The 15,862-nt window shown below is 60.5% G+C and carries 11 protein-coding genes; 6 read left to right on the top strand and 5 right to left on the bottom strand.

Going from position 1 to position 15,862, the window contains the following annotated elements; all coding sequences use genetic code 11:
• Positions 1-207: 207 nt before the first annotated feature.
• Genes betA through betI form a run of 3 tightly spaced genes read right to left on the bottom strand, consistent with a single transcriptional unit; the run spans position 208 to position 3,959 of the window.
• Positions 208-1,872: a choline dehydrogenase gene (gene betA / locus ACSVHP_RS22395; protein WP_447552975.1), complete on the bottom strand. Its 1,665-nt coding sequence runs from the start codon at positions 1,870-1,872 to the stop codon at positions 208-210.
• Between the two features lie 13 nt (positions 1,873-1,885).
• On the bottom strand, positions 1,886-3,358 hold the full coding sequence (betB, locus tag ACSVHP_RS22390) for a betaine-aldehyde dehydrogenase (protein WP_447552974.1): 1,473 nt from the start codon (positions 3,356-3,358) through the stop codon (positions 1,886-1,888).
• 13 nt (positions 3,359-3,371) lie between these two features.
• Positions 3,372-3,959 (bottom strand): transcriptional regulator BetI, encoded by a 588-nt coding sequence (betI, locus tag ACSVHP_RS22385; protein ID WP_417315721.1) that lies wholly within the window; start codon positions 3,957-3,959, stop codon positions 3,372-3,374.
• 128 nt (positions 3,960-4,087) lie between these two features.
• Here betI and betT point away from each other — a divergent pair, with 128 nt between their 5' ends.
• The 3 genes from betT to nadS all read left to right on the top strand — a co-directional run bounded on the left by betT (position 4,088) and on the right by nadS (position 7,019).
• Entirely contained in the window at positions 4,088-6,121 is a 2,034-nt protein-coding gene (gene betT / locus ACSVHP_RS22380; protein ID WP_234674970.1) for a choline BCCT transporter BetT, read from the top strand.
• Between the two features lie 226 nt (positions 6,122-6,347).
• Positions 6,348-6,695: a type II toxin-antitoxin system RelE/ParE family toxin gene (locus ACSVHP_RS22375; RefSeq protein ID WP_447552973.1), complete on the top strand. Its 348-nt coding sequence runs from the start codon at positions 6,348-6,350 to the stop codon at positions 6,693-6,695.
• 39 nt (positions 6,696-6,734) lie between these two features.
• The gene (gene nadS / locus ACSVHP_RS22370; protein WP_447552972.1) at positions 6,735-7,019 is read left to right on the top strand and encodes a NadS family protein; all 285 of its coding nucleotides are present in this window, start codon (positions 6,735-6,737) and stop codon (positions 7,017-7,019) included.
• An 85-nt stretch (positions 7,020-7,104) separates the two neighbouring features.
• Here the strand turns inward: nadS and entD are convergent, their stop codons facing one another.
• Together entD and ACSVHP_RS22360 are read right to left on the bottom strand one after the other, a co-directional pair.
• On the bottom strand, positions 7,105-7,761 hold the full coding sequence (gene entD, locus ACSVHP_RS22365) for an enterobactin synthase subunit EntD (protein ID WP_447552971.1): 657 nt from the start codon (positions 7,759-7,761) through the stop codon (positions 7,105-7,107).
• 250 nt (positions 7,762-8,011) lie between these two features.
• A complete protein-coding gene (locus tag ACSVHP_RS22360) occupies positions 8,012-10,258 on the bottom strand; it encodes a TonB-dependent siderophore receptor (RefSeq protein WP_447552970.1) in 2,247 nt (748 codons plus the stop codon).
• Positions 10,259-10,510: 252 nt separating this feature from the next.
• Here ACSVHP_RS22360 and fes point away from each other — a divergent pair, with 252 nt between their 5' ends.
• Genes fes through entF form a run of 3 tightly spaced genes read left to right on the top strand, consistent with a single transcriptional unit; the run spans position 10,511 to position 15,787 of the window.
• A complete protein-coding gene (gene fes, locus ACSVHP_RS22355) occupies positions 10,511-11,710 on the top strand; it encodes an enterochelin esterase (RefSeq protein ID WP_447552969.1) in 1,200 nt (399 codons plus the stop codon).
• Positions 11,711-11,720: 10 nt separating this feature from the next.
• Positions 11,721-11,933 (top strand): MbtH family protein, encoded by a 213-nt coding sequence (locus tag ACSVHP_RS22350; RefSeq protein WP_447552968.1) that lies wholly within the window; start codon positions 11,721-11,723, stop codon positions 11,931-11,933.
• Positions 11,930-15,787 carry an enterobactin non-ribosomal peptide synthetase EntF gene (gene entF, locus ACSVHP_RS22345; RefSeq protein WP_447552967.1) on the top strand — a complete coding sequence of 1,286 codons (3,858 nt, stop codon included), beginning with the start codon at positions 11,930-11,932 and terminating at the stop codon, positions 15,785-15,787. Before ACSVHP_RS22350 ends, entF begins: the two co-directional genes overlap by 4 nt.
• Positions 15,788-15,862 lie beyond the last annotated feature (75 nt).

Genomic DNA, 15,862 nt, shown 5'->3' with positions numbered 1-15,862 from the left:
ATGGCGACTGAGTCGCCCTGGCACGTTCACAGGTATTGCGGCAACAGAGAAGCAATAAACGTGAGGTGAACGGAATGACCACCAGAGCCGTATGTTTCCCCTCACCCTAACCCTCTCCCCGAAGGGGCGAGGGAATGGTTTAGTTCCTGTATTTTGTGGAGATCCCTCAGCCCTGTGGGAGAGGGGCAGGGTGAGGGGGCAAAGAACTCAGCGACGAACCGGCGCGCCGTTCGCCACGTAATACGGCGCCGTGCTTTTCGCCAGCGGCTCGCGCCCGCGAATGGCGTCGGCAATCTTCTCGCCAATCATAATGGTGGTGGCGTTCAGGTTGCCGGTGATGATTTGCGGCATAATCGACGCATCCACCACGCGTAACCCTTCCAGCCCGTGAACGCGGCCTTCGCCGTCGACTACCGCCATCTCGTCATAGCCCATCTTGCAGGTGCCGCACGGGTGGAAGGCGGTTTCGGCATGGTTACGCACGAACTCGTCCAGCTGCTCGTCGGTCTGGCATTCAATGCCCGGGCTTATTTCATGACCGCGATATTTATCCAGCGCAGGCTGATGCATGATCTCGCGGGTAATGCGGATCGCATCGCGGAACTCCTGCCAGTCCTGCTCGTGCGCCATGTAGTTAAACAGGATCGCCGGATGCTCGTGCGGGTCGCGCGACTTAATGCGTACGTGCCCGCGGCTCGGCGAGCGCATGGAGCCAACGTGGCACTGGAAGCCGTGCTCTTTCACCGCGTTCGAGCCGTTGTAGTTAATCGCCACCGGCAGGAAGTGGTACTGAATGTTCGGCCACTCGAACTCTTCGCGGCTGCGGATAAACCCGCCCGCCTCGAAGTGGTTGCTCGCGCCCACGCCGGTGCCGCCAAACAGCCACTCCGCGCCGATTTTCGGCTGGTTCCACCATTGCAGGGCAGGGTAGAGGGAGACCGGCTCTTTGCACTCGTATTGCAGATACATCTCCAGGTGGTCCTGAAGGTTTTCGCCCACGCCGGGCAGGTCGTGTACCAGCGGAATATCAAACTGTGCCAGCAGAGCGGCGTTACCCACCCCGGAGCGCTGGAGGATCTGCGGCGAGGCGATGGCACCTGCGCACAGCAGCACCTCTTTGTTCGCCGTCGCTTTCGACGGGATGGTGCTTTCCCCTTCGAGCCACTCAACGCCCACCGCCCGTTTGCCGTCAAACATAATGTGATCGGTCATGGCGTGTGTGCGGATGGTCAGGTTCGGACGCGGTTTCGCCTGGTCCAGATAGCCGCGCGCGGTGCTGGCGCGTCGGCCCTGCGGCGTCACCGTGCGGTCCATCGGCCCGAAGCCTTCCTGCTGATAGCCGTTGAGATCGTCGGTGCGCGGGTAGCCCGCCTGCACGCCCGCTTCTACCATCGCCTCAAACAGCGGGTTCACGCCCGGTTTTGAGGTGGTGACGCTCACCGGGCCGTTGCTGCCATGGTAATCGTTCGCGCCCACGTCGCGGCTTTCGGCCTTGCGGTAGTAGGGCAGGCAGTTAAGGTAGCTCCAGTGCTCAAGGCCAGATTCTTTCGCCCAGTTGTCCAGATCCATCGCGTTGCCGCGCACGTAGCACATGCCGTTGATGAGCGACGAGCCGCCCAGCCCTTTGCCGCGTCCGCACTCCATGCGGCGGTTGTTCATGTGCGGCTCGGGCTCGGTTTCATAGGCCCAGTTGTAGCGCTTGCCCTGTAGCGGGAACGCCAGCGCGGCAGGCATCTGGGTACGAAAATCCATACGATAATCCGGCCCGCCCGCCTCAAGCAGCAGCACGGTGGTGTTCGGATCTTCGGTCAGTCGCGTCGCCAGCACGTTGCCGGCAGAGCCGGCACCAATAATGATGTAGTCAAATTGCAAATAAACCTCCCGGTTAAAATATGGACTGGAATTTACCCATCTCAACCTGGATGGACTTCACCTGGGTGTAGCTCTGGAGCGTCATCACCCCGTTCTCGCGGCCAATGCCGGAGTGCTTGTAGCCGCCGACCGGCATCTCTGCGGCGGATTCGCCCCAGGTGTTGATCCAGCAGATGCCCGCTTCGAGCTGATGAATGGCGCCGTGGGCGCGGTTCAGATCGGCTGTGACGATGCCCGCCGCCAGACCGTAGTCGGTGTCGTTGGCGCGGCGAATCGCCTCGTCGTCGGACTCGTAGGTCAGAATTGACATCACCGGGCCGAAAATCTCTTCGCGCACGATGGTCATCTCGTCGGTGCAGTCGGTGAACACGGTCGGGGCCACCCACGCGCCGTTGTCAAAGCCGTCGCCCTTCAGCGCCTCGCCGCCGCACAGCACGCGAGCGCCTTCCTCTTTGCCTTTGGCGATGTAGCGCAGCACGCTGTCGCGGTGCGGGAAGCTGACCATCGGGCCAAAATTAGTATTTTCATCAAACAGATCGCCCGCGCGGATGCGGCCCACGCGCTCCACGATTTTCTGCTCAAACGCGGCTTTGAATTTCGCAGGGATAAACACGCGGGTGCCGTTGGTACACACCTGGCCGGAGCTGAAGAAGTTCGCCATCATGGCGATGTCTGCGGCGAGGTCGAGATCCGCGTCGTCGAAAACAATCAGCGGAGATTTGCCGCCCAGCTCCATCGTCACCTCTTTCAGGGACGATGCCGCCGAGTTCGCCATCACCTTTTTGCCGCTGGCAACGCCGCCGGTGAAGGAGACTTTGGCAATGCCCGGATGCTCGGTCAGGAGCTGGCCGGTCTCCGCGCCCACGCCCGGCAGGACGTTAAACACGCCGTCCGGCAGGCCCGCTTCGGTGTAGATCTCCGCAAGCTTCAGGGCGGTGAGCGGGGTAACTTCGCTCGGTTTGAAGATCATCGCGTTGCCCGCCGCCAGCGCCGGGGCGGATTTCCACAGGGCGATCTGGATCGGGTAGTTCCACGCGCCGATGCCCGCCACCACGCCCAGCGGCTCTCGGCGGGTGTAGACGAACGAGGTGTCGCGCAGGGGGATCTGGCTGCCTTCCAGCGCCGGGATCAGCCCCGCGTAGTACTCCAGCACGTCCGCGCCGGTGACGATGTCCACCGTGGAGGTTTCAGAAAACGCTTTACCGGTATCGAGGGTTTCCAGCTTTGCCAGCTCGTCGTTACGCTCGCGCAGGATATCGACGGCGCGGCGCAGGATGCGGGAGCGCTCCATGGCGGTCATCGCCGCCCAGATTTTTTGCCCGCGCTGCGCGCTTTCCACGGCGCGGTCGACGTCTTCGCGCCCGGCGGCCTGTACGCTTGCCAGGACTTCACCGTTGGCCGGGTTGATGGTCTCGAAGGTGCGACCGCTGGTGGCCGATGTATAACCACCATTGATATAAAGCTGCTGTTCTGCCATTCGGGACATAAATTCTCCTCGGTTAATCGGTCGGTAAATGCTGGCTGATAAAGTGGCTGGTGAGCGACTGGGCCAGGGTGATATCCAGCGGCTTGCCGCTCAGCGCGGCGCGCAGCCATAGCCCGTCAATCAGCGCCGCCAGCCCGTAGCCTGCCTCCTGCGCCTGTTCGCGCGGCAGCTCGCGGCGGAACTCATACACCAGATTCGACAGCAGGCGGCGGCTGCTCACCTGCTGCAAACGGTAAAGCATCGGCTGGTGCATACTGCTCGCCCAGAAGGCCAGCCAGGCCTTCATTGCCGCGCTGCTGATCTGCGTTTCATCGAAGTTGCCGCCGACAATTGCCTGTAAACGCCGCTCCGCGCTGGCGTTGGGTAACGCGTGCAGACGGTTCAAGACCGCGTCGCGCAGCTGGCCGGTGATGTCGCGCATGGTCGCTTCCAGCAGGCCGTTTTTATCTTTGAAATAGTGACTGATGATCCCGGTGGATACCCCGGCGCGACGGGCGATCTGCGCGATCGTCGCGTCATGCATGCCCACTTCATTTATTGCTTCCAGCGTGGCGTTAATAAGCTGCCTGCGCCGGATCGGCTGCATCCCCACTTTGGGCATTTTTGCCACTCCATTCATCAGCGTTGGTTATACATTAAAGCGGTTTTTGATTGGACGTTCAATATAAAATGTGTCTTAATTGTTGCGGATTTGGATTTCAATAGTTACAAAAACAGTGGGGATACTGGATGACAGACCTTTCACAAGACAGAGAAAAAGACAAAATCAATCCGGTGGTTTTTTACACCTCCGCCGGGCTGATTTTGTTGTTTTCCCTGACGACTATCTTCTTTCGCGATTTCTCTGCCGAGTGGATCGGGCGCACCCTTAACTGGGTGTCGAAAACCTTCGGCTGGTACTATCTGCTGGCGGCGACGCTCTACATCGTCTTTGTGGTCTGCATTGCCTGCTCGCGCTTCGGCTCGGTCAAGCTCGGGCCAGAGCAGTCAAAACCCGAGTTCAGCCTGCTGAGCTGGGCCGCAATGCTGTTTGCCGCGGGCATCGGCATCGACCTGATGTTCTTTTCCGTAGCGGAACCGGTGACGCAGTATATGCAGCCGCCGGAAGGGGCAGGGCAGACGATGGAGGCCGCGCGCCAGGCGATGGTCTGGACGTTGTTCCACTATGGCCTGACCGGCTGGTCGATGTACGCGCTGATGGGAATGGCGCTCGGATACTTTAGCTATCGTTATAATTTGCCCCTCACCATCCGCTCCGCGCTGTACCCGATTTTCGGCAAAAAGATCAACGGGCCAATTGGCCACACGGTTGATATCGCGGCGGTGATCGGCACCATCTTTGGTATCGCCACCACGCTCGGGATTGGCGTGGTGCAGCTTAACTACGGCCTGAGCGTGCTGTTTGATATTCCGGATTCGATGGCGGCGAAGGCGGCGCTGATTGCGCTGTCGGTGATTATCGCCACCATTTCGGTGACCTCCGGCGTGGATAAGGGCATTCGCGTGCTGTCCGAGCTGAACGTCGCGCTGGCGCTGGGGCTGATCCTGTTCGTGCTGTTTATGGGCGACACCTCGTTCCTGCTTAATGCCTTAGTGCTGAACGTGGGCGACTACGTGAACCGCTTTATGGGCATGACGCTGAACAGCTTCGCGTTCGATCGCCCGGTGGAGTGGATGAACAACTGGACGCTGTTCTTCTGGGCGTGGTGGGTGGCCTGGTCGCCGTTTGTCGGCCTGTTCCTGGCGCGTATTTCGCGCGGGCGCACCATCCGTCAGTTCGTGCTGGGAACGCTGATTATCCCGTTCACCTTCACCCTGCTGTGGCTGTCGATTTTCGGCAACAGCGCGCTGCACGAGATCATCCACGGCAATGCGACCTTCGCGCAGGAAGCGATGGCGCACCCGGAGCGCGGCTTCTACAGCCTGCTGGCGCAGTATCCGGCGTTTACCTTTAGCGCCTCGGTGGCGACCATCACCGGCCTGCTGTTTTACGTGACCTCGGCGGATTCCGGCGCGCTGGTGCTGGGGAACTTCACCTCGAAGCTGAAAGACATCAACAGCGACGCGCCGAACTGGCTGCGCATCTTCTGGTCCATCGCCATCGGCCTGCTGACGCTGGGAATGCTGATGACCAACGGGATTTCGGCGCTGCAAAACACGACGGTGATTATGGGGCTGCCGTTCAGCTTCGTGATTTTCTTCGTGATGGCCGGGCTGTATAAATCGCTCAAGGTGGAAGATTATCGCCGCGAAAGCGCCAACCGCGATACCGCGCCGCGACCGCTGGGCGCGCAGGACAGGCTGAGCTGGAAGAAGCGCCTGTCGCGCCTGATGAACTACCCCGGCACGCGCTACACCAAACAGATGATGGAAACGGTCTGCTACCCGGCAATGGAAGAGGTGGCGCAGGAGCTGAAGCTGCGCGGCGCGTACGTGGAGCTGAAAAACCTGCCGCCGGACGAGGGGGATAGCCTGGGGCATCTGGATCTGCTGGTCCACATGGGCGACGAGCAGAACTTCGTTTACCAGATCTGGCCGCAGCAGTATTCGGTGCCTGGCTTTACCTATCGGGCGCGCAGCGGGAAATCGACCTACTACCGTCTGGAAACCTTCCTGCTGGAAGGGAGCCAGGGGAATGACCTGATGGATTACAGCAAGGAGCAGGTGATTACGGACATTCTGGACCAGTATGAACGGCACCTGAACTTTATCCATCTGCACCGGGAAGCGCCGGGGAATAGCGTGATGTTCCCTGACGTGTGAGACTTTTAAGCCGGGTGGCGGCTGCGCCTTACCCGGCCTACTCCCTGGTAAGCGCCGGGAGATAGCGTGATGTTTCCTGATAGTTAAACGAAATCTTAAAAATTCATTTTTACTGTGTTTATGTACAGTTTTGTGGCGTCTTATTACTCAGGGACGAGTAATATTGCAGCGGGAGCCTGATGCAAAAGCGATCGGACTATTGCTGAAGTTAAGGAAGGAACCGTGAATGAGTCACGCGCTAGAGTTTATCGAAACGTCACTTTTCACCCGGCAAATAAGAAGTATTGCTACGGATGATGAAATAATTGAGCTGCAAAAGGAGCTTATTGCCTGGCCGGATAAAGGGGATTTAATCCAGCATACGGGAGGGGTACGTAAAATCAGGATGGCCATGGGTACAAAAGGTAAAAGAGGTGGGGCAAGGGTAATTTACTTTTTGGCCACGAGAGAGGTGATTTATTTCCTCATGGCGTATCCAAAAAATGTGAAGGACAACCTAACTGATACTGAGAAAGCCGAGCTCAGAAAAATCACATCTCTTCTGACAAATACCGCTTCCAGCTCTGTTTATTGAAGGTGTACTATGTACTCCATTAAAGAAGGAGGGAAGGCAATGGGTATCTATGATGAACTGAAGGCTTCTCTTGAAGAGGCTATCGAAATACAAAGTGGTAAGAAAGCGCCATCAAGAGTGACTCGCTATGAGGTCGCTGATGTTCGGGTGATAAGAGAGCAGCTGAATGTCACGCAAAGTGAAATGGCAAGCGCATTGGGGACGAGCGTTGACACCATAAAAAGTTGGGAGTCAAAACGACGTAACCCTACGGGGCTGGCGGCAAAGGTGCTGAAAGCGATTCAGGATAACCCCGCGTTTTTCAGGGCGCTCGCCGGACAGTGAGTCGTTCTCTGCACACTTTAAGCCGGGTGGCGGCTGCGCCTTACCCGGCCTACTCAAACTTGTAGGCCTGATAAGCGAAGCGCCATCAGGCTTTTAGAAGCGTGCACACACCTTCATCAACTCTCTGCCATGCAAGAGTGAAACATTTCCCCTCGTCAAACCTGCCAACGGACCCCGCTAACGTAAGCGTGATGCGATGTTCATCAATCTCCGCCACGCGTGCGCAGTCAAATCCCATAAATTCCTTCACCTGCGGAAAGAGCGCTTTAAACAGGCTCTCTTTTGCGCTGAAGGCCAGCGTCAGGGCGAGCGCGAAGGGGTAGCCTGACTGAATCAGCACCGTTTCTTCCTTCGCATCTATCACGCCATCTTTGATCTCTCGGGCTTCCTCTTCGGGGAGGATGGCTTCGCAGTCGATGCCGATTAGGGCGTGTGGGTTCGCCACGACAAACGCCATTGCCCGGGTGCCGCTGTGGGTGATGCTGCCAGAAGTGCCTGCGGGCCACAGGGGTTCTCCGCTCGGGCCGATGCCGGGGATGGTTCGTTCGTTCAGGGCGTTGAGCACGTGGGCGGCGGCGATGCGTCCGGCGAGGTGATCGGCTTTACGTTTGCGTCCGGCTGCGGTTAAGTCGTTGTAGTGGGGGAGCCAAAGGAGATCGGCGTCGGTGAAGGTGGTGGGATCGAAGGCGATCTGGTGGACGGTGTGGCCAGCGAGGATGAACGTGCTGTGGATGGTGTGCATGTTTTTTCCTTCAGTCCTTCAGTATTGTGCGGCCTGATGCCCTCACCCCGACCCTCTCCCACGGGGAGAGGGAGCAAACACTAAAAACGGCAACGGGTTGCCGTTTTGCTTTTACCTTGCCCTCACCCCGACCCTCTCCCACGGGGAGAGGGAGTAAACACTAAAAACGGCAACGCGGTTGCCGTTTTGCTTTTACCTTGCCCTCACCCCGATCCTCTCCCACAGGGAGAGGGAGGAGTTACTGCCTCAATCAGAAGCGCGTATTCACGCTCATATACCAGGTACGGCCCGGCTCATTATACGTATACGCACCTGCACCGTACATATACGCGCCGGTCGTGGTATTCCCGGTCGTCTGGGCATTACCCGCGCGCCACTGGCGTTTATCGAAGACGTTATCCACGCCGCCGGTCAGGCTGACGTTTTTGGTCATGTCCCAGGTCGCGCTCAGGCCAACGATGCTGTACGGGCTGACTTCGTCTTTCTCAGACCCGGTCACAGGCTGACCCTTATAGTTGTACTTCTTCGGCTGCTGCTTGCCGTACCAGGTGAAGGTCGATTGCAGCGACACGTCCTGCTGTACCTGCCAGCTCAGGGTTGAGTTCAGCGTGTACTCAGGAATAATCGACAGACGATCGCCGGTCTCCTTGTTCTTGCTTTGCAGCATATAGGTGATGTTGTTGGTCCAGTTGATGGTGTCGCTGACCGGCACGTTCAGAGAGCCTTCCAGACCCTCAACCACCGCTTTCGGCACGTTTTCCCACTGGTAGATATCGGTCTGCACTTTACCGGACGAGGTATGGCCAATCGGTGCGTAGCCCGCTTCAATCTTGTCGCGATAGTCGTTACGGAACCAGGTCACGCCCGCCTGCCAGCCGTCGTGTTTCCACTCCAGACCAATCTCTTTGTTGATGCTGGTTTCGGCTTTCAGGTCGTCGTTACCCATCATGTAACAGCCCACGCCGTCGGAGCTGGCGTAGCAGCCCTGGCCTTTGCTGTAAAGCAGATAGTTCGGGTTGGTCTGGTACAGGCTCGGCGCCTTATAGGCGCGGGCGATACCCATCTTCAGGGTGAAATCATCCCCCAGACCCTGCGACAGGTTCAGGGACGGGCTCCAGTTGTTGCCCACGATGGTGTGATGATCGAAGCGCAGCGCCGGGGTCAGCATGGTGCTGTCGGTCAGCTCCATGTTGTTCTCGGCAAACAGCGAGAAGATCTCTGCCGAGGTGTACGGGCTGCGATCGTTACTCATGCCCGGAATCGTGCCGCCCTGCTGAGTTTGCGTGAAGGAGGTCGAGTCCTTCATGCGCTGCTGGTTCCACTCTGTGCCCAGCGTCAGGTTCTGGTTGACCAGGAAATCAATCGGCAGGTTGATTTCGCTGTGCAGCATCACGTCCGCCAGATCGGTGTCGGTGAATTTATTGCTGTTGAACAGCCCTTCGAGGCCGCCCGCCAGCCCTTCGCCCAGACGCGAGTTGCGGGTGTGCTCGTACTGCGCCCAGTTGCTGGTGGTGATGCCGTTATCCCAGCCGCCGTTCCAGGTGACCGCAAAGTTCTGGCGATAAATACGGTTTGTCTCTTTACCGTAGTTCTTCTTCACCAGGCCGTTGCTGCTGTTGTCGTTGTTGGTGTTCTGCGTATCGCCCGCGTAGAGGTTGTTCTGGCGGCTGTAGCCTGCCTCAAACTCCAGGGACTGCATCGGCGCAAAGTCCCAGCGCACCACGCCGTTGATGTCTTTGTTCTCAACGCCTTCACGCCCTGCTGGCAGGGTATCGGCGTAAGCGCCGGTGCGTTCAGACTCGTGTCCTTTGTTGATATCCCACGCGTCGGCCTGGGTTTTGTCCAGGTTGCCGAACATGCGGAAGCTGAAATCGCCTCCCAGGGGGCCGCTCAGGCTGAAGTTGGTGCGTTTGGTGGAACCCTCATCCTTATGCTCCGGCGCATTCAGGTAGGTGTTCCAGGAACCATGCCACTGGTCGTCGAATTTTTTGGTGATGATATTCACCACGCCGCCCGCCGCGCCGTTACCGTAACGCGCCGCCGCCGGGCCGCGAATGACCTCGATGCGCTCGATCATCTCGGGCGGCACCCAGCCGGTGTCGCCGCGCGTATCGCGCTCGCCGCGCCAGCCCAGACGGATAGAGTTACGGCTTGTCACCGGCTTACCGTCAATCAGGATCAGGGTATTTTCCGGGCCCATGCCGCGAATATCGATCTGGCGGTTGTTGCCGCGCTGGCCGCTGGTGGAGTTACCGGTCAGGTTCACGCCCGGCATGGTACGGATAATTTCCGCCACGTCGCGGGCGGGAGGGTTTTTACGAATTTCATCGGCGGTAATGGTGGATACGCCCGGCGCCTGCAAATTCTGCTGAGCGGCGGTGATCACCATCGTATCTTCATGCTGCGCCGTCGTGCTGTCGTCTGCCAGCGCAGGCAGCGCGACGCCGTAAATCCCTACGTTGACCAGCAAGGCAAGGGAGTGGATCTTCTTATTCATTGTACGTCCTGCTTTTCAGGCCGCGTCCTCCTGGCTCCATTCCCAAGGGGAGAGGAGGCGGCGTGTTGTCACCTGTATTTGCGTAAGCCGCCCTGTCCTCGGGCGCACACAATACGTGGCATGGTTATTTTATAAGCGCGCTTCCCACAGCGCGGGCACTACGCTATTGCAAATGCAAATAGTTATCAATAATATTATCAATAAATTTTACCGTGCAACCCAAAAAGGCACGATAAACATGAGGTTATCAGCGTGACGGCGTTAACAACGGGAAGTGAAGCCTGGTGGCAGTCCAGACATGGCCCTGAGTGGGTGCGTGAAAAGGGAAAGTATCGCGTGACCTTCTGGTGGCGCGATCCGGCAGGGACGCAGGACCATTCGGCGGTGAAGCGCGTCTGGCTCTACGTTACGGGCGTCACCGATCATCATCAAAACTCTCGTCCTCAATCCCTCGAGCGCATCCCGGATACCGACGTCTGGCAGTGGCAGGGCGAATTCAGCCCCGAATGGCGCGGCAGCTACTGCTTTATTCCCTCCGAAAACGAACGGGATTTTGCCGATACGGCCTTTAGCGGCGAGCAGCCCGACCGCCTGGCGCTGCGTGAAGGCTGGCGCAGGCTGATACCCCATGCGATGGCCGACCCGCTGAACGCCTGGAGCTGGCGCGGCGGGCGCGGACACCCGGTATCGGCGCTGGAAATGCCCGACGCCCCGGTTCAGCCCGGCTGGAACCATCCTGATACCCCTTACGCTCCGCCGGTGTGCATAGAGTGGCGCAGCGACCGGCTGAAAAACCGTCGCCGCGTGTGGATCTTCACCACCGGTGAAGCGACCCCCGAGCGCCCGCTGGCGGTGCTGCTCGACGGCCAGTTCTGGGCTGAGAGTATGCCCGTCTGGCCTGCGCTGGCCTCGCTGACCCGCGAGGGCAAGCTGCCGCCTGCCGTCTACGTGCTAATCGACGTGATCGACATGGAGCATCGCAACCGCGAGCTGCCCTGTAACCCCGATTTCTGGCGGGCGGTGCAGGACGAACTTCTCCCCCTTGTTCAGGCTACCGCGCCTTTTAGCGACCGCGCCGATCGCACGGTGGTGGCGGGGCAGAGCTTCGGCGGCCTTGCCGCGCTTTATGCGGGCCTGAACTGGCCGCAGCGGTTTGGCTGCGTGCTCAGCCAGTCCGGCTCTTACTGGTGGCCGCACCGGGGCGGGCAGCAGGAGGGGCTGTTGATTGAACAACTCAAAGCGGGTGAAAAAAACGCTCGCGGGCTGCGCATCGTCCTTGAGGCCGGGCGCAACGAGCCGCTGATTTTCCGCGCGAATCAGGCGATCTACGCCGAACTACACACACAGCAACCGGTTATCTGGCGTCAGGTTGACGGCGGACACGACGCGCTTTGCTGGCGCGGTGGGCTGACGCAGGGGCTGATGACCCTCTGGCAGCCGCTTACCCAATAACGGAGTTTGTATGGAATTCAGCAATCCTTTCGATAATCCGCAAGGACAGTTCGCGATTTTGTCTAACGATCGGGCGCAGTACAGCCTGTGGCCGCAGCAGTGCGCATTGCCTGCGGGCTGGCGCATGGTGTGTGAACCCCAGTCTCAGGAAGCGTGCCAGCAGTGGCTGGCCGAACGCTGGCAAACCCTCATTCCGTCCCACTATGCGAAGGAGCAGGCATGAACCGTCTTCCTCTCGTCGCCGCCCAGCCGGGCATCTGGATGGCGGAGCAGCTTTCCACCCTGCCGAACGCCTGGAGCGTGGCGCACTACACCGAGCTCAACGGCGACATTGACGCGCCGCTGCTGGCAAAAGCTATTGCCGCAGGGATGATGCAGGCCGATACCCTGCGCACGCGTTTTGCCGAGGATAACGGCGAGGTGTGGCAGTGGGTAGATGAATCCATCACGCTGCCGGAGCCGTCCATCGTTCGCGCCGACTCCCACGCCGCCGCGCTGGCGCTGATGGAGGCGGATCTTAACCAGAACCTGCGCGTCGACAGCGGTCAGCCGCTGGTGCTGCATCTGCTGATTCAGGTGGGCGAGAAGCAGTGGTACTGGTATCAGCGCTATCACCATTTAGTCGTGGATGGCTTCAGCTTCCCGGCCATTACCCGCCAGATCGCCGCCGTTTATGCCGCGTGGAAAAAGGGCGAACCCGCGCCCGCATCGCCGTTTACCCCGTTTGCGGAGGTCGTTGAAGAGTACCAGCGCTATCGCGACAGCGAGGCGTACGCGCGCGACGGCGCATTCTGGGCGGAGCAGCGCAAACGGCTGCCGCCGCCGGTGTCGCTTTCCCCCGCGCCGCTGCCGGGCCGCGCTGCCACCACCGATATCCTGCGCCTGAAAATCGCCGCCGACGGTCGCGCCTTTAGCCAGCTTGCGCAGGCGGCGGGGCCGGCGCAGCGCACCGACCTGGCTCTGGCGCTCGTCGCGGTGTGGCTCGGTCGCCTCACCGGACGGCTGGACTACGCCGCCGGGTTTATCTTTATGCGCCGCATGGGATCGGCGGCGCTGACCGCCACCGGGCCGGTGCTGAACGTGCTGCCGCTGGCGGTAAATATCAATGCGCAGGAGAGCCTGCCGGAGCTGGCGCTGCGCCTGGCGAATCAGCTGAAAAAGATGCGCCGCCATCAGCGCTACGACGCCGAGCAGATCGTGCGCGACAGCGCGCGCGCGGCGGGCGATGAAGCCCTGTTTGGCCCGGTGCTGAACGTCAAAGTGTTTGATTATCAGCTGGACATCGACGGCGTTGAGGCCATCACCCACACGCTGGCAACCGGTCCGGTTAACGATCTGGAGCTCGCGCTGTTCCCGGACGAGCAGGGCGGCCTGAGTATTGAGATCCTCGCCAACAGGCAGCGTTACGATGAAGCCGCGCTGACCCGCCACGTATCGCGCCTGAACGCGATGCTGAAGCAGTTTGCGGCTAATCCCGATCTGCGCTGCGGTGAGGTCGAAACCGTGTCGGACGAGGAATACGCGCGGCTGGCGCAGATCAACGACACGGGCAAAACGCTTCCCGTTACCACCCTTGCCGGGCTGGTGGCGGAACAGGCGCGCAAAACGCCGGACGCGCCCGCGCTTGAGGATGCACACCATCAGCTGAGCTATCGCCAGATGCGCGAGCAGGTTGTGGCGCTGGCAAATTTGCTGCGCGAACGCGGCGTGAAGCTTGGCGACAGCGTGGCGGTGGCGCTACCGCGCTCGGTATTCCTGACGCTGGCGCTGCACGGCATCGTCGAAGCGGGGGCCGCGTGGCTGCCGCTCGATACCGGCTACCCGGACGATCGCCTGCGGATGATGCTTGAAGACGCGAAGCCGTCGCTGCTGATTACCACCGACGAGCAGCTTTCGCGCTTTGCCGACCTGCCGATCGCCTCGCTTAGTTACAACACACTGTTACCGGCCACGGACGCTGAACCTCTGCATCTTGCCGCGCCGGAGCAGACCGCCTACATCATCTTTACCTCCGGTTCGACCGGGCGTCCGAAAGGGGTGATGGTCGGTCATACCGCCATCGTTAACCGCCTGATGTGGATGCAGGATCATTATCCGCTTGGGGCAGATGACGTGGTGGCGCAGAAAACGCCGTGCAGCTTTGACGTGTCGGTGTGGGAGTTCTGGTGGCCGTTTATCGCCGGGGCAAAGCTGGTGATGGCCGAGCCGGAGGCGCACCGCGATCCGCAGGCGATGCAGAGCTTCTTCGCGCAGTACGGCGTTACTACCACCCACTTCGTGCCGTCGATGCTGGCGGCCTTTGTCGCCTCGCTGACCCCGGAAAACGCCGACTGCTGTAAGACCTTAAAGCAGGTATTTTGCAGCGGCGAAGCGCTGCCGACGGAACTGTGCCGCGAGTGGGAGCAGCTAACCCACGCGCCGCTGCATAACCTGTATGGCCCGACGGAAGCGGCGGTGGACGTAAGCTGGTATCCGGCCTTTGGGCCTGAGCTGGCGGCGGTGGAGGGCAACAGCGTGCCGATTGGCTTCCCGGTGTGGAATACGGGGCTGCGTATTCTGGATGCGATGATGCGCCCGGTGCCGTTTGGCGTGGCGGGCGATCTTTACCTTACCGGCATTCAGCTGGCGCAGGGGTATCTCGGACGACCGGATCTGACCGCCAGCCGCTTTATCGCTGACCCGTTTGCGCCGGGCGAGCGCATGTACCGCACCGGGGATGTCGCCCGCTGGCTGGATAACGGCGCGGTGGAATATTTAGGGCGCAGCGACGACCAGCTAAAAATTCGCGGCCAGCGCATCGAGCTTGGGGAAATCGACCGGGCGATGCTCTCCCTGCCGGACGTGGCGCAGGCCGTGGCCCACGCCTGCGTGTTCAATCAGGCGGCGGCAACGGGCGGCGACGCCCGCCAGCTGGTGGGCTACGTGGTCTCTGAATCCGGTTTACCGCTCGACAGGGATGCGCTGCGTGAAGCGCTCAAGGCGCAGCTGCCGCCGCACATGGTTCCAGTGGTGCTGCTGCAAATCGGCGAGCTGCCGCTCAGCGCCAACGGCAAGCTTGACCGCAAGGCGCTGCCGCTGCCGGAGCTGTCCAGCAAAACATCCGGCCGCGCGCCGCAAAGCGACACCGAAATTACCGTGGCGCAGGCGTTCAGCGCGCTGCTCGGCTGCGAGGTGAGCGACATCGAGGCCGATTTCTTCGCGCTTGGCGGCCACTCGCTGCTGGCGATGCGCCTCGCGGCCCAGCTGAGTCGGGCATTTTCCCGCAGGGTTACGCCGGGGCAGATTATGGTCGCCTCGACGGTAAGCCAGCTCAGCCTGTTGCTTGAGTCGCAAATAAGCGACGAACAGGCGCAGCGTCTGGGGTATGAAACGCTTTTGCCGCTGCGTAAAAGCGACGGCCCGACGCTGTTCTGCTTCCATCCGGCGTCAGGATTTGCCTGGCAGTTCAGCGTGCTGGCGCGCTATCTCAGCCCGCGCTGGTCAATCACTGGGATCCAGTCGCCGCGCCCGGACGGGCCGATGCAGCAGTGCGCGGATCTGGACGGGGTAATTGAGCATCACCTGAACACGTTGCGTTCGCAGCAGCCGCACGGGCCGTATTATCTGTTCGGCTATTCGCTGGGCGGCACGCTGGCGCAGGGAATTGCCGCGCGTCTGCGCGAGCAGGGTGAAGAGGTCGCCTTCCTCGGCCTGCTGGACACCTGGCCGCCGGAAACGCAAAACTGGGCGCAGAAAGAGGCCAACGGCCTCGACCCGGCGGTGCTGGCGGAGATCGAGCGCGAGCGTCAGGCGTTTATCGCCGCCCAGCAGGGGCAGGGTTCCAGCGAGCTGTTTAACGCTATCGAAGGCAACTACGCCGATGCGGTGCGGCTGCTCACCACGGCGCACAGCGCGCGCTTTGACGGCAAAGCAACGCTGTTTGTCGCCGAGCGCACGCGAACGATGGATCCGCAGGTCGCCTGGTCGCCGTGGGTCAGTGAACTGGAGGTCTACAGCCAGGATTGCGCCCACGTGGATATCATTTCACCGCAGGCGTTTGAGAAGATAGGGCCGGTGTTGAAGGGGATTTTGGGGTAGTTATTTCCCCTCACCCTAACCCTCTCCCCAAAGGGGCGAGGGGATGGTTTGCACCCTCTCCCTGTGGGAGAGGGC

This window comes from Enterobacter sp. 186315, from assembly GCF_053290175.1.
The sequence above is the reverse complement of the archived record's forward strand: the minus strand, read 5'-3'. Positions and strand labels throughout refer to the sequence as shown.

Excerpts from the sequence above, each read along its gene's own strand:
- betB (WP_447552974.1), bottom strand. The coding sequence starts at position 3,358 with ATGTCCCGAATGGCAGAACAGCAGCTTTATATCAATGGTGGTTATACA.
- betI (WP_417315721.1), bottom strand. The coding sequence starts at position 3,959 with ATGCCCAAAGTGGGGATGCAGCCGATCCGGCGCAGGCAGCTTATTAAC.
- betT (WP_234674970.1), top strand. The coding sequence starts at position 4,088 with ATGACAGACCTTTCACAAGACAGAGAAAAAGACAAAATCAATCCGGTG.
- ACSVHP_RS22375 (WP_447552973.1), top strand. The coding sequence starts at position 6,348 with ATGAGTCACGCGCTAGAGTTTATCGAAACGTCACTTTTCACCCGGCAA.
- nadS (WP_447552972.1), top strand. The coding sequence starts at position 6,735 with ATGGGTATCTATGATGAACTGAAGGCTTCTCTTGAAGAGGCTATCGAA.
- entD (WP_447552971.1), bottom strand. The coding sequence starts at position 7,761 with ATGCACACCATCCACAGCACGTTCATCCTCGCTGGCCACACCGTCCAC.
- ACSVHP_RS22360 (WP_447552970.1), bottom strand. The coding sequence starts at position 10,258 with ATGAATAAGAAGATCCACTCCCTTGCCTTGCTGGTCAACGTAGGGATT.
- ACSVHP_RS22350 (WP_447552968.1), top strand. The coding sequence starts at position 11,721 with ATGGAATTCAGCAATCCTTTCGATAATCCGCAAGGACAGTTCGCGATT.
- entF (WP_447552967.1), top strand. The coding sequence starts at position 11,930 with ATGAACCGTCTTCCTCTCGTCGCCGCCCAGCCGGGCATCTGGATGGCG.